Below are 18,561 nucleotides of genomic sequence, written 5' to 3'. Positions count from 1 at the left end.
GGGCGGGTGCGGCTCGGTCGGCGACGGTCACGCGGGCAAGTGTGGCAGACCGGTCGTACGGGTCCGTCCGGGCTGGCGGCGGCCGGGAAGCCGGATCACCGCGCCGGTGTCGTGCAGCGGCGGGACCAGGGCGCCGGGGCGGCCGCCCGAGCCGCGTTGCAGGGCGGCGAGCAGAGTGCCGGCGGGCAGCGGGCGGGCGAAGAGGTGGCCCTGCCCGGCGCCGCAGCCGAGCTCCCACAGCGCCCGGCGCTGCGGCTCGCTCTCCACCCCCTCGGCGACCACCGCCAAGCCGAGGCTGCGGCCCAGGTCGAGGGTGGAGCGGATCACCGCGGCCGCCTCCACCGAGCTCTCCATCGCGGTGACGAAGCTCCGATCGATCTTCAGCTCGTGCACCGGAATGCGGGACAGCAGCGAGAGCGAGGAGTAGCCGGTGCCGAAGTCGTCCAGGGCGAGCCGGACGCCGGAGTCCCGCAGCCGGCTGAGCACCCGGTCGACCACGTCGAGCTGGCTCAGGGTCAGCGTCTCGGTCAGCTCCAGCACCAACCGGTCGGGCGGGAGGTCGTGGGCGCGCAACCGGGCCAGCACCGCCCCCGGGAAGCGGGCGTCGAGCAGGCTGCGGGGGGAGACGTTCACCGACACCGGCAGGTCGAAGCCGGCGTCCCGCCAGCCGACGGCGGCGATGAGCGCCTGGTCGAGGATCGCCTCGGCGAACGCGGGGAGCATCCCGGAGCGCTCCACCGCCTCGATGAAGCGCAGCGGGTCGATCACCCCGTGGGTCGGGTGGTGCCAGCGGGCCAGCGCCTCGGCGCCGGTCACCTCCCCGGTGCCGAGGTCGACGATGGGCTGGAAGGTCACGGTGAACTCGTGGTCGGCGACCGCCCGGGGCAGCTCGCCGCCGAGGGTAAGCCGGCCCAGGTCGGCGGTGTCCCGGGTCGGGGCGTACGTGGCGGTCCGCTGGCCGGTCCGCTTGGCCTGGTACATCGCCACGTCTGCGCGGCGTAGCAGCTCCGGCATGCCGCCACTGGTCGGGGCCGCCGCGATCCCACCGCTGGCCTCCACGCTGATCCGCATCCCGTCCACGTCCAGCGCCTCGTGCAGCACCCCGAGCAGGGTCTCCGCCCGGTGCGCGGCGACCGCCGGCGCGGGCAACCCGCGCAGCAGCACGGCGAACTCGTCGCCACCGAGGCGGGCCACCAGGTCGTCCGGCCGCGCGGCGGCGCGCAGCCGGTCGGCGACCTGCATCAGCACCTGGTCACCGGCGGCGTGGCCGAGCGTGTCGTTGACCTCCTTGAAGTGGTTGAGATCGATCAGCACCAGCGCGGTGACGCCCTCGGCGTGCCGTTCGGCGATCTGCTCGGTGCCGCGCTCCATCAGCTGCCGGCGGTTCGCCAGGCCGGTGAGCGGGTCGTGGGTGGCGGCGTGCGCGTGCTCCTGCGCCACCCGGGCCAGCTCGGCGTACGCCTGGGCGTTGCGCACCGCGGTGCACAGCGCGGAGGCGAAGGTACGCAGGGTGTACCGCTCGCGCTCGGAGAGCTCGACCGGGCCGCGGAAGCGCAGCCGCAGCATCCCGACGTCGGCCGTCCGGTCGTGCCCCTCCAGCCGGGCCGGCACCACCGACCCGTCGATGGTGCTCGGCTCCCCGGCCGTGCCGTCGTAGGTGATGTCCCCGCCGGCGCCCCGGATGATCCGGGCTCCGTCGTGCAACTCGATCTCCACCTCGTCGGCGGAGAAGAGCTCGGCCGCCTGAGTGACCGCGGTGCTGAGGACCTTGTCCAGGTCGACCACGTTGAGCGCGTCGGTGGTCCGAGCGAGCCGCTGCCAAGCGTCCCGTTCGGCCCGGTTGCGAACTCGACTCGAATAGGCGAGGTGCAGGCTTAGCACCAGTGGAGGGACAACAATGAGGAAGCTGGGGTTCCCTCGCAGGATCAGCAGCGTCGCGACGATGACCACGAAGCGGGCGACAGTGCTGGCGAGCCTCAGGTCGATGTGCCTACGGAACAGGTCGTGGGCGCGGGTGCGGGTGGCCAGGGCGATGACCGGCATCGTGAGGATCTCGTCCAGTACGACGATCGTCAGATACGCCCCGACCAAGGCGGGTAAGCCGGTTGCGAAGGAGTCCCGCCACGGCCACTCCCAGCCGGCGAGCATAAGGACGGCACCGCCGGCAGCCGCCAGCAGGGTGTCCTTGGCAACTCCGAAGGCGAGCTTGATCGGAGCCAGCCGGCCGGCCGATCGAGCGATTCCTACGCCAAGACCGGTGGCGACGATGACCCAGGGTATTGGGGCGAGCACGAGACCGATAATGAATCCAACCTCGGTCCATGAGACACCGTGATTGGTTGCTCGGATTCGAATCCTGACGTTGACCGTGGCGCCGACGGCTACCAAGAAAGCGACGGCAGCGGCCTGTGCGATCTCGTGGAAGCTCGAAATTCCCCGGCGGCCGATGGTCGCAATTGCAAAAAACTGAACGATCGCGGCCGAGAGCACGACGAGACCGACAAGCAGACGCAGCCGCTGATCGGTCTCGTTGTCGCGTGCGTTGACCGAGGTCACGTGCATGCCTCCATGGCATTCAACACGATGCGTGCCTCGGTACTCTACGGGTTCACGCCGCCGCAGAGAAGGGCTTCAGTCACAGCCAGTCGTTGACGCGCATCGGCTCCACCTCTCTCAACCGGGGGACGCGTGTCGCGCGCCCGTCGATGGAGTCAATGCTATGGGAGCTTGCGCCGGGTTAGGACTATTAAGTGTCCATATGCGCATATTGCGCTAATGTGGCTGTCGCCTCTCACTCAGCGTCTTTGATTCAGGACGTAGCGCGCCATCGGCAGCACGATCACTGCCGATTATCGGAGCGGGCCATGCTGCTGTCCCTCCCCGTTCGTGCCCGGCGCTCCCCACGATCGGGCAGAGCGAAAGACGGTCTGACGCAGCGAGAAGGCGCCGTTGCTCTCCGGCAGGTTTCTGGTTTGATCGAGTGTGGTGTTCATGAAACTAGAGCCGGTTGAGGGGGTATGGCGCTGAGTATGCCGGGAGAGGCCTGCCGGTCAGACGGAGTCGAGCCAATGGGCATTCGCCTGCTGGGGGCGGCAGAGGCATCGCTTGGGCGGGCGGCAATCCCGGTCGGTACTCCGAAGCAACAGCTCGTCCTGGCGATGTTGGCGGTCCACGCTGGCCGCCTCGTCACGGTCGCCGAACTGGTCGACGAGCTGTGGCCGGAGGCACCACCCCGATCGGCGGTGGCCAACGTTCGCACCTACGCGGCCAATCTGCGGCGCGCCTTCGACGCGGTGAGTACGACGCCGGGCGTGCTGGTCCGGGACGGCCTGGGCTACCGCCTGATGATCGACCGCTCATCGGTGGACGTGCTACGGCTCTTGGACGATCACGCCAGAGCGCGAAACCTGGCTCGGTCGGGTCAGGTCGAATCAGCGATGGCACTCCTGGCTGCGGTCCTCGACCGAGAGCCGGGCCACCTGCTTGCCGGCCTGGAACCGGGTCCGGTGCTGCTCGGCTGGCGGGAGGCCGTGGAACGGGAGACAGAGTCGGTCGTGGAACTCCTGGCAGGTCTTCAGATCGACTCAGGTCGGCCCGACCTGGCCCTACCCCTTTTACGAACGTGGACAGCGCGGCACCCAGTCAGAGAACGCCTGCGAACCCTGTTGATGCGGGCGCTGCTCGCGGTGAACGACCACACCGAGGCGATCGCGGTGTACCAGGCCACCCGACAGGCGCTGCAGCAGCAGTGGGGTGTGCGCCCAGGCGAGGAGATGGAACAACTGCATCACGCGGCCGTCCGCGCCCGGCGCAGCCCCGCCCTGCCGGACGGCCCGGTCCAGGCGAGGGCTCCGTACCTCCGGCGGTCGACCAGTTGGCTGCCGCCCGCTGTGCCGGACTTCATTGGACGGGCGGACGTCGTCGCCAGGCTGCTGGATGACATCCGCCGCGCGAGCGCCGGCGGCCCGGTCGTCCGGGTCATCGACGGAATGGCGGGCTGCGGCAAGACGGCCCTGGCCGTGCATCTGGCCGGCCGGCTTGCCGAGGACTACCCCGACGCTCAGCTCTTCATAGACCTCAGGGGGCATGGCGAGGCGGCTCAGCTCCAGCCCGAAGCAATCCTCTTCACGTTGCTACGACAACTTGGTGTGCCCGCAGGCCGGGTGCCGGTCGAATTCGCGGACCGGGTGGAGTTGTGGCGTCGTGAGCTGGCCCTTCGCCGGACGATCGTGGTGCTGGACAATGCTGCGGGCGGAGCGCAGATCCAACCGCTGCTTCCCACCGCTCCCGGCGTCGTGGTCCTGGTAACCGCCCGCAGCCGGGTCTTCGCCGCCGAGGTCGGGTTACCCGAGTCGCTGTCCGTGTTGACGCCGGACGAGGCCGTCGACCTGCTCGCCGCGACGGCGGGCGAGAATCGGGTACGAACCGAACTCGACGCCGCCGCAGAGGTCGTCCGCCGCTGCGGCTATCTGCCCCTGGCCATCCGGCTCGCGGGCGCCCGGCTGGCACATCGGAAAAGTTGGCGGGTGGCGGATCTGGCCCAGCGCCTCATCGACGGCTACAGCGCGGTCAGCCAGTTGGCCGTCGAACAGAAGACCGTCGCCTCGGCATTCGGCACCTCGTACGAGCCACTCAGTGAGCAGGCCCGACGCGTATTTCGCCTGCTGGCGCTCCATCCCGGCCAGGACTTCACCCTCACGGCGGCGGCCGCGCTCGTCGACCTGCCACTCGAGGCGACGAGCCGGGTGGTGGACGACCTTGTCGATCGGCATCTGCTCGGTGAGACGGGAAGTGGGCACTACCGACTGCATGACCTGATGCGGCAGTACGCGGTCGAGCTCTCCCGGGACCTCGACGAGGAGTCTGCGCGCATTGCCGCCGTCCGGCGGCTTCTGGACCACGTTCTGCACGTGAGTGTTCACCGGACCGAGCACCTGGAGCCGGCCAGGCTGCGGCGGCAGCTCGACCTCGGCCCGCCGGAGCGTCCCGACCTGCTGGACCACGCCAAACCGGCCGATGTCGAATGGGTGGAGCGGGAGCGGTCCAGTCTCGTCGCCCTGGTCGGCGTCGCCGAAGAGATCGGGTCGTTCGGGTACGCCTGGCGACTCGCCCGCGCGCTATGGCGATTCAGCTACATCCGCGGGTACTTCGACGACATCGTGGCAACCCATCGCACCGGCCTGGCCGCCGCCCAGCGCGGTGGAGATCGCCGTGCCGAGTCGGCTATGCACAACTACCTGGCCTCCGCGTACACCCGGACCGCCAACTACCAGATCGCGCTGCGGCACCTGGAGGCGGCGGTCGATATCTGCCAGGTGCTTGGCGACCATTCCAACGAGAACCGCTACCGGTCGAACCTGGTGGTGGTGCACTGGCTGGTCGGAAACCTGGAGCAGGCGGTCACGCTGGGTCGTCAACTCCTGCGGGCGCGACGTGCCACCCTCAGCGAATCGATCGTCGCGCTGCCTAACCTCGGTATCGCCCTGGCGGCGTCGGCCAGACATCACGAAGCGTTGCAGGTCCACCGAACGCACCTGTTCCTGGCCAGGTGCGTGGGGGATCAGTTCGGCATCCTGAATGCCCTGGGCCACCTGGGCGCGGTGCAGGCCCGGCTGGGTCGCCATCAGCAGGCGATCCGCCTGCTGACCGCCTCGCTCCGGCTGCGTGACCGCACCGGGCACCGGTTCGCGGAGGGGGAGACCCGCAACGACCTGGCCGTCGTGTATCGAGCCCTAGGTCGATGGAAGGATGCTCGGGCACAGCACGATCTGGCACTCGAAATGGCGATCGACTCCGGGGAACGACATGTCCAGGCGGCGGTGCTCAACGACCTCGGCCGGACCGCGGCAGCCGACGGCCGGACGGCCGAGGCGATGAAGTCTCACTCCCAGGCGTTGACCCTCGCCACCCGGATCGGTCATCCGTACGAGCAGGCACGAGCGTTGATGGCCCTCGCCGAACACCTCGACGATCCGACCGAGGCGCGGCGCTACCGTCAGCGGGCGGAGGCGATCTTCGAGCGAATGGGAGTCGTCCCCGAGTGGTCCAGCGGTCCACCTTTGCCGCCTGACCAGTTGTGATGCCGGTTTATCGATTTCTTATCGATCGCCTCGGTAACGTCCCCGTCCGTCGGCGTAACGGGGGAGGTTCTGGCCGTGGGTCATAACCGGGCCGACGAGACCCCCGCGCGTCAAGGTCCCCCCAGCGACTTCGACGGCGGGTAGGGAGAGGGAGGGGTACGGCCCGGGGCACCCGGCGGTACCCCTCCCGATCCCGGGGCGGCCGCCGCGGTCGTACCGGAAAGATAGGCTCGCGACCGTGACGGAACCCGCGCAGCTCACCCATGTCGACCAGGCCGGCGCGGCCCGGATGGTCGACGTCTCCGCCAAGCCGGTCTCCGGCCGCGAGGCCACCGCCGCCGGCCGGCTGCGCACCACCGCCGAGGTGGTCGACCTGCTGCGCCGCGACGGCCTGCCCAAGGGCGATGCGCTGGCGGTGGGGCGGCTCGCCGGCATCATGGGCGCGAAGCGCACCCCCGACCTGATCCCGCTCTGCCACCCGATCGCGCTGCACGGCGTCACGGTCGACCTGCGGCTCACCGCCGACACGGTGGAGATCACCGCCACCGCCCGGACGGCCGACCGGACGGGCGTGGAGATGGAGGCGCTCACCGCGGTGGCGGTCGCCGGCCTGGCGCTGGTCGACATGGTCAAGGCGGTGGACCCGGCCGCCTCGGTCGACGGGGTGCGGGTGTTGCGCAAGGAGGGCGGAAAGACCGGCCGCTGGGCGCGTCCGGAGGACCGGCCGTGATCCGGGCCCGGGTGGTGGTGGCATCGAACCGCGCGGCCGCCGGCGTGTACGCCGACACCAGCGGCCCGCTGCTCGTCGCGGGGCTGCGTGAGCTGGGCTGCGTGGTCGACGAGCCGGTCGTGGTGCCCGACGGCGAGCCGGTCGGCGAGGCGCTGCGCGCCGCCGTCGCCGACGGGGTGGACGTGGTGCTGACCAGCGGCGGCACCGGGATCAACCCCACCGACCGCACCCCGGAGGTGACCCGCGGGCTGCTCGACCACGAGATTCCGGGGATCGCCGAGGCGATCCGCGCGTACAGCCGCGACCGGGTGCCCACCTCCGTGCTGTCCCGCGGGGTGGCCGGGGTGGTGGGCCGCACGCTGGTGGTGAACCTGCCCGGCTCGACCGGCGGCGCGCGGGACGGCCTGGCCGTGCTCGGTCCGATCCTCGGCCACGCGGTCGACCAGTTGGGCGGCGGCGACCACTGACGGCGGCGCGACCCGCGCGGCGATAGGCTCGCCGGGTGGGCGCGGCACTCCCGTCGCCCGATTCGCCGAACGGAGGGCCAGCCCGGTGAGCACCGAAACCGCCGCCGCCGCCGCGTCGCAGGTCGCCGCGCCGCCGCCGGCCGGCTGGGAGGAGGCCCGCTCCCGGGTGTACGCGGTGGGCCTCGCCGCCGCGTTGCCGCCGGTCAACCGCGCTCTCCCGGACGTCGACGGGCACACCCTGGCCGAGCCGCTGACCACCCGTACCGACCTGCCGGCCTTCCCCACCTCGAGCGTGGACGGCTGGGCGGTGCGCGGTAAGGGGCCGTGGCGGGTCGTCGGCCGGGTGCTCGCCGGGGGCACCCCGGAGCCGTTGGACACCGACGGGACGACGGTGGAGATCGCCACCGGCGCGATGGTCCCGGCCGGGACGGCGGCCGTGCTGCGGATCGAGGAGTCGGGCCGTACCGCCGAGGGGTTGGTGACCGGCACCCCGCGGCCGGCGCCGGAGTGGCGTGAGCCGGGTGAGGAGGCGGCCGCCGGCGAGGAGCTGCTGCCCGCCGGCACGCCGGTCGACCCGGCGCTGATCGGGTTGGCCGCCTCCTGCGGGCACGACCAGCTGCGGGTCCGCCGGCAGCCGCGGGCGGCGCTGCTGGTCTTCGGCGACGAGCTGCTCACCGCCGGGCCGCCCGGGGCCGGGCGGGTCCGGGACGCGCTCGGCCCGGCGGTCCCGGCCTGGCTACGCCGGTACGGCTGCCAGGTGCGCCCCGCCGACGTGGTGGGCCCGGTGGCGGACACGCTGCCCGCCCACGTCGCGGCGCTGCGTGCCGCGCTGACCGGCGCCGATCTGGTCTGCACCACCGGCGGCACCATGCACGGCCCGGTCGACCACCTGCACCCCACGCTGGAGGCGCTCGGCGCCGACTACGTGGTCAACACGGTCGCAGTCCGGCCGGGCTTCCCGATGCTGCTGGCCCGGCTGGCCGGCGACGACGGGCGGGTCCGCTTCGTCGCCGGGCTGCCCGGCAACCCGCAGTCCGCGATCGTCGCGCTGGTGTCGCTGGTCGCCCCGCTGCTGGCCGGCCTGCAGGGCCGGGCGATGCCGGCGCTGCCGCACGCCACGCTGGCCGAGGCGGTGCCGGGTCGCGGCGACCACACCCATCTCGCCCTGGTCCGGCTGGACCGGGCCGCCGGCACCGCCCACCCGGTCCGGCACGTCGGCTCGGCGATGCTGCGCGGGCTGGCCGGCGCGGACGGCTTCGCGGTGATCCGGCCGGGCACCAGTGGCGCGGTCGGCGCGCGGGTGCCGGTCGTGCCGCTGCCCCTGCTGCCCGGGGAGCGCTCGTGGTGACCGCCGGTCTCACCGTCCTGGCGGTGACCGACCGCCCGCTCGACCTGGCCGCGCACGAGGCGGCGGTCGCCGACCGCCGGGCCGGCGCGGTGGTCTCCTTCCAGGGCGTGGTCCGCGACCACGACCACGGCCGGCCGGTCACCCTGCTGGAGTACGAGGGTCACCCCAGCGCCGCCGAGGTGCTCCGCGAGGTGGCCGCGGAGATCGCCGCCGAGCCCGAGGTGTACGCGGTGGCCGTGTCGCACCGGATCGGTCGGCTCGAGATCGGCGACGTGGCGCTGGTGGCGGCGGTCAGCACGGCGCACCGGGCGGCGGCCTTCGCGGCCTGCGCCCGGCTGGTCGACGAGGTCAAGGCGCGGTTGCCGATCTGGAAGCGGCAGGTCTTCGCCGACGGCACCGAGGAGTGGGTCAACTGCCCCTGACCGCCGCGCGGCGGGCGGCGGCGGCGAGCCGGGCCGGCCGGTCGGTGTAGAACGCCGGCTCGGCGCCCGGCCGCCAGGGCAGCGCCGCCACCAGCACGATCAGCGCCACCGCGAGGGAGTTCTCCATCAGCGCGCCGAACAGGCCGTCCTGATAGTGGGACACCTCGGGAAGCTGGTGCTCGTACGGCCAGATCGGCGAGATCACGAAGAGCAGGTAGAGCACCGCCGCGGCGACGCCGTGCCGCAGGCCGGTGAGCGTCGGGTACCAGATCGGCGGGCGCAGCCCGGCCACCCCGGGCGGGCCGCCGTACGAGGACAGCTGGCCGGGGCGGCCCGGTGTCCCTCGGCTGGCCTCGCGGCGGCGTACCGCGGCGTCGGCCAGCACGATGATCGCCGGGATGACCCAGACCAGGTGGTGCGACCAGGAGATCGGGCTGATCACGTTGGCGGTGAGCCCGACCAGGGTGAAGGCGGTCAGCTCATCGCCGTCGGCGCGCGCGCTGGCCGCCCGGGACAACCCGAGCGCCAGCAGCACGACGGCGAACGCCAGCCAGAGCAGGCCGGGCGCCTCGATCGAGTCGTAGAGCCGGGCCAGCAGGCCGGCCAGCGACTGGTTGGGCGTCATGTCCGCGGCGCCGACCCGCTCGGTCTGCCACAGCACCCCGCCGAAGTACGCCCGTGACTCCGTCCCGACCAGCGCGAACGTGCCCATGGTGACGCCCACGGTGGTGCCCACGGCAGTGGCGGCGGTCCGCCACTGCCGGGTGACCAGCAGGTACCCGATGAACAGCGCCGGGGTCAGCTTCACCGCGGTGGCCAGACCGATGCCGACGCCAGCCCAGGCTCCGCTGTGGACGAACCGCAGCAGCGGCCCGTCCGTGGCGCGGCCGTGGGTGCCCCGCCGCGAGCGCCAGCGCAGCCCGACCAGATCCGCCATGATCAACGCGAACAGCAGCAGGTTGACCTGGCCGTACCCGAGCGTCTCGCGGACCGGTTCGAGGGCGACCGCCATCGGGGTCGCGATCGCCACGGTGAACCACAGCGGCCGGCCGAGCCGGTCGACGATCGGGCGGAGCAGGGCGGCGAGCACCACGGCCAGGGCGGCGATGCTGCCCACCGCGTTGATCCAACCGGCGACCGCGATCGGCAGCCGGGCCATCGGCAGCATCAGCAGCGCCGCGAAGGGCGGATAGGTGAAGCCGAGGGTGGTGGTGGGCGCGATGAACTCGTAGAGATCGTGCCCGCTGGCCCACCACACCACCGCGCCGTGGTAGATCTTCATGTCGAAGAAGTTGTACGGCCGCCCGAAGACGCCGATGGCCAGCCAGGCGGCGTAGGACACCGCAGCCACCACACCGACCCGGACGGCCGTCGTACGGTCGATCCCCAACGGTGCGGGCCGGGTCGGGGCGATGCGGTCCGGCCGGCTACCGACGGTCGTCGGCATGGCGTTGCCACCCCCGTACCAACGTCGTCCCACCCGTCCAGGTCCGGTACGGAGCCTAGAACGGCGCCTCACGTCGATGCCTCCCGCGTTATGCGACCGTGTCCGATCCCACACATGTTCTTGACATTTTCACCGCGTTAACGGATGTCTGGTGGTTCAGGTGATTCGCGGCCTTGCGGGGGGTGGCGGCCGAATAGACGCAGGTCAGCCCGGAAGCCTCCGACCGGCCGACGCCGAGCGGACGGCGATGCGCGCCTCCCGGCGGGCGGTGCGTACGGTGCGCTGCAGGGAACGTCGAGAGTGGCCGATGCGGTGACTCGTCCGCCAGCGTAGGCCCGGCTTCCCCTCGGTGTCGGCGGCAGCCAGCAGCAGCCCGCCGAAGAGGCCGAGGTTCTTCAGGAAGTGGATCTGGTTGTTGTTCCGGGCGGCGGGGTCGTCGTTGTTCCAGAAGGGATGACCGGCGATCGTGACGGGCACCAACGTGCCGGCCAGCACCATGGCGGCCGGGCGGGTGAGCCGGCCGGTGGCGAACATCAGGCCGGCGGTGACCTGGACGGCCGCGTTGACGCGGATCAGCGTCTCGGTGTCGGTTGGCAGCTGGGGGGCGGCCTGGTTGATCAGCGGGGCGACCCGGTCGGTGACCGACTTGGCGGCCGGGACCAGGCGCTGGGGGTGCTGGAAGTTGCGGACGCCGCTGACCACGAAGATGCCGCTCAACATGACTCGGGCGAGGGAGCGCACGGGTTTCATGGATCAGTCATACCCCTTCCCGGGCGCCGGTACCCGGCCAACGGCCGATCCGGATCGGCCGACATGCACGTGCCGCCACGCCGATCGGAGCGACCGTCACTGATGGACCCGTCACTGCGGGTAACCTCCCCCGGGTGACGACCCTGCGGTTACGACCCGAGGGCCCGGCCGACGACGGCCCGGTCCGCGGGGTGCTGGCCGGGGCCTTCGCGCGGCCGGACGGCAGCGTGCCGGGCGAGGTCGCCCTGGTCGACGAGCTGCGCGGCGGCGACGCGTGGATCCCGCAGTTGGCCATGGTGGCCGAGTACGGCGGCGAGGTGGTCGGCTACGCGCTGCTGAGCCGGGTGCGGGTGGAGTCCGACGACACCCGGGAGACCGCGTTGGCGCTCGGCCCGGTCGGGGTGGCGCCGCACCGGCAGCGGGTCGGGCACGGCACGGCGGTGGTGCAGGCGGTGCTGGACGCGGCCACCGAGCTGGGTGAGCGGCTGGTGGTGGTGCTCGGCAATCCCGCGTACTACCGGCGGTTCGGGTTCACCCGAGCGGACCGGATGGGTCTGACCAGCCCGTGGTCAGGTCTGGGCGAGCCGTGGCAGGCGCTGGTGCTGCCGGCGTCGACCAGCGGCGACCCGCCCCCGCCGCGCGGCGAGGTGATCTTCCCCGAGCCCTGGTCACGGGTCTGACGGAGCGTGGGTTCGCCCGGCCGGGGCGTCAGGCCGGCTGGGTGCGCAGGTACCGGCCGAAGTGCGGGACGGTGAAGGCGACCGTGCCGCGCTCGCCGGAGTAGATCAGCCCCTTCTTGATCAGCGCGTCCCGGGCCGGGGAGAGGCTGGCCGGCTTGCGACCGAGCGCCCGGGCGATCTCCGCGGTGGGCACCGCGGCGTCCATGTCGTCCCGGCCACCGCCGTCGGCCTCGCCCTCGACCAGCGACAACGTGGCCATCGCCCGCATGTACTCGCGCTCGGCGGGGGTGGCCCGCTCGAACCGGGAGCCGAAGAAGCCCACCGCCAGCTCGGCCTCCGCCTCGGGCGCGGCGACCCGTACGTCGGCGGCGGTGATCGGCGAGCGCGGGGCGTGGTCCCAGGTCGCCTTCCCGTACGCCTGGACGAAGTACGGGTAGCCGCCGGACTTCTCGTACAGCAGGTCGAGGGCCTTCTGCTCGTACTCGACCTGCTCCCGGTCGGCCGGCGCGCAGAGCGCCTGGTCGGCCGCGATCCGGTCGAGCCGGTCGATGCGCTGGTAGCGGAAGAGCCGCTCGGAGTACGACTTCGCGGCGCTGAGCACGGCCGGCAGGTGCGGCAGCCCGGCGCCGACCACGATCAGCGGCGCGCCGAGCTGGGACAGCTCGTGGCAGGCGGCGCAGAGTGCGGAGACGTCTTCGGCGCCGAGATCCTGCATCTCGTCGATGAAGATCGCCACCCCGGTGCCCACGTCGCTGGCCACCCCGGCCGCGTCGGTCAGCAGCTCGACCAGGTCGATCTCGATGTCGCCGGAGTCGGCCCGGCCGCTGGCCGCCGGCACGTCGATGCCGGGCTGCCAGCGGTCGCGCAGCTTCGGCGCGGCGGCCCGCCCGGTCGGCGCGGACCGCTGGGCGAACGCCTTGAGCACGCCGAGGAAGGTGTCGATCCGGTCCGGTGCCCGGTGCCGGGGGGCCAGCTCGCGGACCGCCATGTGCAGCGCGGCGGCGACCGGGCGGCGCAGCGACTGGTCGGGGCGGGCCTCGATCTTGCCGGTGCCCCAGAGGTGGTTGATCGCCTGCGAGCGCAGCGTGTTGAGCAGCACCGTCTTGCCGACCCCCCGCAGGCCGGTGAGCATCAGGCTGCGTTCGGGTCGGCCCCGGGCGATGCGCTCCAGCACCACGTCGAAGACGTCCAGCTCGCGGCCGCGGCCGGCGAGCTCGGGTGGGCGCTGGCCGGCGCCGGGGGCGTACGGGTTGCGGACCGGATCCACGCATCGCACAGTATCGGCCCGTCTAGCCCGGAGGCTAGAAATGGATAGATGGAGCTACCGGCGTGTCTGCCGCCCTCGACACAAATCTGGGGCTGTCTAGCATTCACGCTAGACAGCCCCAGATTCGCTTACCGGCCAGGTCAGCGCTGCTTCAGGCAGAGCACGAAGTCCAGCGTGTCCAGCTCGCTGTCGAAGAAGAACCAGTTGGTGTAGCCCTCCACCTTGGCGCACTTGGCCTCGGCGTCCTTCTCCCCGCTGGTCGCCCCGTCGAAGCGCCGCAGCACCTCGTACGTCTTCGCGCCGCACGGGCTGATCAGCAGCTTCGGCTTGCTGCCGGACGGCGCGTCGTTGCGGACGCACTGACCGGCCTTGACGAAGCGCGGGTCGGCGGAGGAGGCGGGCGCCGGCGTGGTGGGCGCCGGCTGCGCCGGGACGGCGGTCGTCGCGCTCGGCTCGACCGGTGCGGTCGCCACCGGCGGGGTGTCCGCCGTCGGCGCCGGATCGTCGTCCTGCCCGAGCAGGTACCAGATGATCCCGGCGCCGCCGAGCACCAGCACCGCGAGCACCGCCAGCACCGCGATCAGCGGGCCCCGGCCGCGCTTCGGCGCCGTGGCGCCGGCCGGTGGACCTCCCGGGTACGTTCCCGGCCCGTTCGGCGGGTACGGCTGGAAGCCCGTGGTCGGCGGGTATTCGACCGGCTGCCCCTGATAGCCCGGCTGTCCCTGATAGCCGGGCTGCCCCTGAAAGCCGGGCTGGCCGGGGTAGCCGGGCTGCACCGGAACACCGGGCTGGCCCGGGTAGCCGGGTTGGCCGGGATAGCCGGGTTGGCCCGGGTGACCGGCCGGGCCAGGTTGGCCCGGCTGGGGCGGATAGGGCTGACCGGGCGCGGCCGGCTCCCGACCCGGGTAGCCGTCCCAGCCGCGCTGCTCGGGCGGTCCGCCGTACCCGTCCTCGGGGTGTCGCCCGGCCCACGGCTCCGGGGAACCGCCACCGGGGGGTCCGTAGTTCACCATGCACGCCCTCCCGCGTACGAGTACCGAAGGCCGGTCACCCCGGGAGGGACGCCGACGTCCCGGCCACCGTAGCGTGCACAACCGATGAGCTCACGTCCTGGAAGTGCGACGCCCACCCGTCCCGCCCTGATCTGGACCGCGCTGCTGCTGGTGTACGTGCTCTGGGGCTCCACCTATCTCGGCATCCGGATCGCGGTCGAGTCGCTGCCGCCGCTCGCCTCGGCCGCCATCCGGTTCGCCGCCGCGGGCCTGGTGCTCGGCGCGGTCCTGCGGCTGCGGCGTGGGCCGGGCGCGCTGCGGGTGGACCGGCGCCAGCTCGGCTCGGCCGCCCTGGTCGGCGCGCTGCTGCTGGCCGGGGGCAACGGCCTGGTGGTGCTCGCCGAGTCCGGCCCGGCCGGCGCGGCGGTGCCGTCCGGGATCGCCGCGTTGCTCGTCGCCACCGTGCCGCTGCTGGTGGTGCTGCTGCGTACCGTCACCGGCGACCGGCCCCGGGCCTGGACGTTCGTCGGGGTCTCGCTCGGCTTCGTCGGGCTGGTGCTGCTGGTCCTGCCGACCGGCGGCACGGGGGCGGTGCCGCTGGCCGGGGCGCTGATCGTGGTCGCCGGGGCGGCGTCCTGGTCGGTCGGGTCGTTCCTCTCCAACCGGCTGCGGATGCCCGCCGACCCGTTCGTGGCGACCGTTTACGAGATGTTCGCTGGCGGCCTGCTGCTCGCCGTGCTGGCCGTCGGCCGGGGCGAGCTGCGCGGCTTCTCCCCGGCCGAGGTGACCACCCGGTCCTGGCTGGCCCTGGCGTACCTGACGGTGGCCGGCTCGCTGATCGCCTTCACCGCGTACGTCTGGCTGCTGGCCCGCGCCCCGATCTCGCTGGTCTCCACGTACGCCTACGTCAACCCGGCGGTGGCGGTGGCGCTGGGCGCGCTGCTGGTCGCCGAGCCGATCACCGCCCAGGTGCTGCTCGGCGGCGCGGTGATCGTCGCCGGGGTGGCGCTGGTGGTGACCACCGAGCGTCCCCGCCGGCCGGCCGCCCCGGCCCCCGACCAGGCGCCCGGGCGCTGACCCGGCCACCCGGGGCCGCCATCGCCGTGTCGTACGCCGCCCGGGTTCAGATCAGCCGGAGCTGACGGTCCTTCGGCCGGCGCGGTTCCGCCTCGCCGAACCGTTCGAACAGGCCCGGGTCGATCGCGTCCAGGAACGGCGACGGGCGGCACTCGCGCTCCGCGCCGTGCCGGACCCGGCGGGCCGCGTGGCTGACGTACAGCCGATCCTGGGCGCGGGTCAGCCCGACGAAGAAGAGCCGGCGCTCCTCGGCGACCGCGTCCGCGTCCGGCTCGCCGCCGGGCCAGCGCAGCGGCAGCAGGCCGTCCTCGGCGCCAACCAGGAACACCACCGGGAACTCCAGGCCCTTCGCGGCGTGCAGGGTGAGCAGGGTGACCGCCTCGGCGCGCGGGTCCAGGGCGTCCATCTCGGCGCCGGTGGCCAGCTGGGCCAGGAACAGCTCCAGGTCGTCGCCGCAGCGCCGGGCCAGTGGGGTGAGCAGGTCGACCGCCGTCCGGACGTCCTCGGGGCGTACCGCGCCGGAGCCGTCCAGGGTGGGGGCGGCGAAGCGTTCGGCGAGCACCTGGCCGGCGAGGCGTACCCGGGCCGGCAGGCCACCACCCAGGCCGTCGGCGTGCCGCAGCTCCCGGGCGATCGCCGCCACCCCGGGCCGGTCACGCAGCCGGTCGTGCGAGCGCTTCTGCACCGGGATGTTCGCCCGGACCAGCGCATCCACGATCGGTGCGGCCTGCGCGTCGGTGCGGTAGAGCACCGCGATGTCGGAGAACGCCAGCGCGGTGGACCGGCCGTCGATCCGCCCGGTGTCCAGCGAGCGGTGGGACAGGCCGCCGATCAGCTCGTCGATGGTGCGTACCACGAAATCGGCCTCGTCCGCGACGGACGCCGCCGGGTACCGACCGACCTGCGGGGCCTCCGGGTCCAGCCGGGCCGGGTCCAGCCGGCGGCCGCGGACCAGCGACGACGGCGCGATGGCCTGCACCGCGGCCGCCAGGATCGGCGCCGACGAGCGGTAGTTGCGGTTCAGCCGGACCAGCCGGGCGTCGGTGAAGTCCTGCGAGAAGCGCAGGAAGTACCCGACGTCCGCGCCCCGGAACGAGTAGATCGCCTGATCCGGATCGCCGATCGCGCACAGGTTGCCGTCGGCGGGGCTGAGCAGCCGTAGCAGCTCGTACTGGACCGCGTCGACGTCCTGGTACTCGTCCACGAAGATCCACCGCCAGCGGTCCCGGTACTCCCGGACCAGCTTCCTGTCGCCCTTCAACAGCGCGACCGGCAGGGTGAGCAGCTCGTCCAGGTCGACCAGGTCCTGTTTGCGCAGCAGCGCCGCGTACCGGGCGTCGTCGTCGCCGGCCTCGGCGCGGGCCGCCGTGCGCTCGGCGTCGTCGGCGATCCGGAACTCCGCCGGCAGGCCGGCCGCGGCGGCGTTCTCCCGCAGGATGGTCAGCCCCAGCGCGTGGAAGGTGCCCACCGTGACGTCCTCGGCCACCGGGCCGAGCAGCCCGTCCAGCCGATGCCGCAGCTCCTCGGCGGCCCGCCGGGTGAAGGTGATCGCCAGGCACTGCTCGGGAAAGACGCCCAGCTCGGCGCAGAGGTACGCGATCCGGTGGGTCAGCGTCCGGGTCTTGCCGGTCCCGGGGCCGGCCACGATCAGCAGCGGGCCGCCCGGCGCGGAGGCGGCCACCCGCTGCATCGCGTCCAGCCGGTCCAGCAGGCCGGTGCCGACCTCCTCCATGCCGGCCAGCATCGGCTCGAACGGCTCGTGCGGCGAGGGCGCCGGGGCGATCGGCGGCGCCGGGGCGGGAGTCACCCTGCGCTTCGGCTCGGCCTTCGCCACCGCCGGGCGCCGGGCCTTCGCCGGCGGCGCCGACTCCGCGGGCCGCCGCTGCGCCGGCACCGGTACGTCGAACAGGGTGTCCTGACCGGTCGGGGTCGAGGACGCGTCCAGCTCGGCCGGGTCGAACAGGCTGATCACGCCGTACTCGCCGTCGTAGCCCGGCACCCGGCGGACGTCGCCCCGACGCAGCCGGCCGATCCCCTCGGCGAGCAGCTCACCGCCGACCCGGCCGATCTCGTCCAGCGGCGTGCCGGTGAGGATCTCCAGCTCCGGGCCGAGCGCGGCGACCAGCTCGTGCAGCTTCCCGTCGACCTTCTTCGACCGGGCGCCCACCCGGTTGAGCTCACCGAGGATCTCGGCCAGCGGCACCAGGTGGGTGACGTCCCGGGCGTGCGCCGGCCGATGCCCCTCCGGCCGGTCGGCCAGCTCCGCCACCCGGCTCAGCACGCCCACGGTCAGCGGCTTGCCGCACTCCGGGCAGCGCCCGCCGGCCTCCCGCGTCCGCTCCGGCGACCAGTTGACGCCGCAGAGCCGGTGGCCGTCCGCGTGGTACTTGCCCTCCTCGGGGAAGAACTCGATCGTCCCGGCCAGCCCGTCGCCGGTGCGCAACGCCTCGCGGATCGCGAAGTAGTCGCGCGCCGAGTCGAAGACGGTCGCCTCCCGGGCCAGCGCCGGCGGGGAGTGCGCGTCCGAGTTGGAGACCAGCCGGTACCGGTCCAGGCTGCCGACCCGCCAGTTCATTCCCGGGTCGGAGGACAGGCCGGTCTCCACCGCGAAGACGTGCTCGGCCAGGTCGGCGTAGCAGTCCGCGATCGCGTCGAAGCCGGACTTCGAGCCCAGCGCGGAGAACCACGGCGTCCAGATGTGCGCCGGCACCAGGTAGCCGTCCGGGCTGGCGTCCAGGGTGATCTCCAGCAGGTCGCGGGAGTCCAGGCCGAGGATCGGCCGGCCGTCCGAGCCCAGGTTCCCGATCCGGCCCAGCGCCGCGTTGAACCGGGCCACCGCGTCCAGGTCCGGCAGGTAGATCAGGTGGTGCACCTTGCGGGTCCGGTCGTCCCGCTTGTAGATGGTGGAGATCTCCACGCTGAGCATGAACCGGACCGGGTCCGCCTCGGCCCCGCTCGCCAGCCGGGGCGGCAACCGGCGGGCGATGTCCGCCTCCGCCTCCGGGCTCAGCCGGTACAGGCCCGGCTCGGCCGGGTGCAGGTTCTCCCGCAGGTGGTCGTACCAGGCGGGGTGGGTGAAGTCGCCGGTGCCCAGCACGCCGATGCCCTTGCGCCGCGCCCACCAGCCGAGGTTCGGCAGGGTCAGGTCACGGCTGCACGCGCGGGAGTACTTCGAGTGGATGTGCAGGTCCGCGACGAACGACGGGACGCCCCCGGAGGGCGCGGCGTTGAACGGAGGCACGCCGCATCCTGTCACGGCCGCTGCACTACCCGCCCGCCGCCACGCGTACGCGTGACCTGA

The 18,561-nt window shown here is 73.0% G+C and carries 13 protein-coding genes; 7 read left to right on the top strand and 6 right to left on the bottom strand.

Annotated elements, in window-relative coordinates:
- Positions 1 to 27 precede the first annotated feature (27 nt).
- Complete coding sequence (locus tag ACFY3U_RS06750) at positions 28 to 2,562, bottom strand: putative bifunctional diguanylate cyclase/phosphodiesterase (RefSeq protein ID WP_387196110.1); 2,535 nt, start codon at positions 2,560 to 2,562, stop codon at positions 28 to 30.
- Positions 2,563 to 3,068: 506 nt separating this feature from the next.
- Here ACFY3U_RS06750 and ACFY3U_RS06745 point away from each other — a divergent pair.
- The 5 genes from ACFY3U_RS06745 to ACFY3U_RS06725 all read left to right on the top strand — a co-directional run bounded on the left by ACFY3U_RS06745 (position 3,069) and on the right by ACFY3U_RS06725 (position 9,047).
- Entirely contained in the window at positions 3,069 to 6,080 is a 3,012-nt protein-coding gene (locus ACFY3U_RS06745) for a tetratricopeptide repeat protein (protein ID WP_387196107.1), read from the top strand.
- Positions 6,081 to 6,318: 238 nt separating this feature from the next.
- A complete protein-coding gene (gene moaC / locus ACFY3U_RS06740; protein ID WP_387196104.1) occupies positions 6,319 to 6,810 on the top strand; it encodes a cyclic pyranopterin monophosphate synthase MoaC in 492 nt (163 codons plus the stop codon).
- On the top strand, positions 6,807 to 7,277 hold the full coding sequence (locus tag ACFY3U_RS06735) for a molybdenum cofactor biosynthesis protein B (RefSeq protein ID WP_387196101.1): 471 nt from the start codon (positions 6,807 to 6,809) through the stop codon (positions 7,275 to 7,277). The genes moaC and ACFY3U_RS06735 overlap by 4 nt, the downstream gene beginning before the upstream one ends.
- Before the next feature lie 85 nt (positions 7,278 to 7,362).
- Positions 7,363 to 8,625: a molybdopterin molybdotransferase MoeA gene (locus tag ACFY3U_RS06730; protein WP_387196098.1), complete on the top strand. Its 1,263-nt coding sequence runs from the start codon at positions 7,363 to 7,365 to the stop codon at positions 8,623 to 8,625.
- Positions 8,622 to 9,047, top strand: coding sequence for a molybdenum cofactor biosynthesis protein MoaE (locus ACFY3U_RS06725; protein ID WP_387197566.1), 426 nt, complete (start codon positions 8,622 to 8,624; stop codon positions 9,045 to 9,047). The genes ACFY3U_RS06730 and ACFY3U_RS06725 overlap by 4 nt, the downstream gene beginning before the upstream one ends.
- On the opposite strand, the gene ACFY3U_RS06720 is transcribed toward ACFY3U_RS06725, so the two are convergent.
- A complete protein-coding gene (locus ACFY3U_RS06720; protein WP_387196095.1) occupies positions 9,034 to 10,494 on the bottom strand; it encodes a glycosyltransferase 87 family protein in 1,461 nt (486 codons plus the stop codon). The genes ACFY3U_RS06725 and ACFY3U_RS06720 overlap by 14 nt on opposite strands.
- 204 nt (positions 10,495 to 10,698) lie before the next feature.
- Complete coding sequence (locus ACFY3U_RS06715; RefSeq protein ID WP_387196091.1) at positions 10,699 to 11,244, bottom strand: DoxX family protein; 546 nt, start codon at positions 11,242 to 11,244, stop codon at positions 10,699 to 10,701.
- 134 nt (positions 11,245 to 11,378) lie between these two features.
- On the opposite strand from ACFY3U_RS06715, the gene ACFY3U_RS06710 reads away from it, so the two are divergent.
- Entirely contained in the window at positions 11,379 to 11,924 is a 546-nt protein-coding gene (locus ACFY3U_RS06710; protein WP_387196088.1) for a GNAT family N-acetyltransferase, read from the top strand.
- A gap of 28 nt (positions 11,925 to 11,952) precedes the next feature.
- On the opposite strand, the gene ACFY3U_RS06705 is transcribed toward ACFY3U_RS06710, so the two are convergent.
- The gene (locus ACFY3U_RS06705) at positions 11,953 to 13,191 is read right to left on the bottom strand and encodes an AAA family ATPase (RefSeq protein ID WP_387196085.1); all 1,239 of its coding nucleotides are present in this window, start codon (positions 13,189 to 13,191) and stop codon (positions 11,953 to 11,955) included.
- Between the two features lie 140 nt (positions 13,192 to 13,331).
- On the bottom strand, positions 13,332 to 13,967 hold the full coding sequence (locus tag ACFY3U_RS06700; RefSeq protein WP_387197564.1) for a hypothetical protein: 636 nt from the start codon (positions 13,965 to 13,967) through the stop codon (positions 13,332 to 13,334).
- A gap of 321 nt (positions 13,968 to 14,288) precedes the next feature.
- On the opposite strand from ACFY3U_RS06700, the gene ACFY3U_RS06695 reads away from it, so the two are divergent.
- The gene (locus ACFY3U_RS06695; RefSeq protein ID WP_387196082.1) at positions 14,289 to 15,260 is read left to right on the top strand and encodes an EamA family transporter; all 972 of its coding nucleotides are present in this window, start codon (positions 14,289 to 14,291) and stop codon (positions 15,258 to 15,260) included.
- 46 nt (positions 15,261 to 15,306) lie between these two features.
- Here the strand turns inward: ACFY3U_RS06695 and ACFY3U_RS06690 are convergent, their stop codons facing one another.
- On the bottom strand, positions 15,307 to 18,501 hold the full coding sequence (locus ACFY3U_RS06690) for a UvrD-helicase domain-containing protein (RefSeq protein ID WP_387196079.1): 3,195 nt from the start codon (positions 18,499 to 18,501) through the stop codon (positions 15,307 to 15,309).
- Between the last annotated feature and the right edge of the window lie 60 nt (positions 18,502 to 18,561).

Source organism: Micromonospora sp. NPDC000089, from assembly GCF_042899365.1.
In the GTDB taxonomy this organism is placed as follows: domain Bacteria; phylum Actinomycetota; class Actinomycetes; order Mycobacteriales; family Micromonosporaceae; genus Micromonospora.
Note: the sequence above shows the minus strand (reverse complement) of the source record. Positions and strands in the feature narration are given on the sequence as shown.

Coding starts and splice junctions, on each gene's coding strand:
- ACFY3U_RS06750 (WP_387196110.1), bottom strand. CDS start 2,562: ATGCACGTGACCTCGGTCAACGCACGCGACAACGAGACCGATCAGCGG.
- ACFY3U_RS06745 (WP_387196107.1), top strand. CDS start 3,069: ATGGGCATTCGCCTGCTGGGGGCGGCAGAGGCATCGCTTGGGCGGGCG.
- ACFY3U_RS06720 (WP_387196095.1), bottom strand. CDS start 10,494: ATGCCGACGACCGTCGGTAGCCGGCCGGACCGCATCGCCCCGACCCGG.
- ACFY3U_RS06715 (WP_387196091.1), bottom strand. CDS start 11,244: ATGAAACCCGTGCGCTCCCTCGCCCGAGTCATGTTGAGCGGCATCTTC.
- ACFY3U_RS06695 (WP_387196082.1), top strand. CDS start 14,289: ATGAGCTCACGTCCTGGAAGTGCGACGCCCACCCGTCCCGCCCTGATC.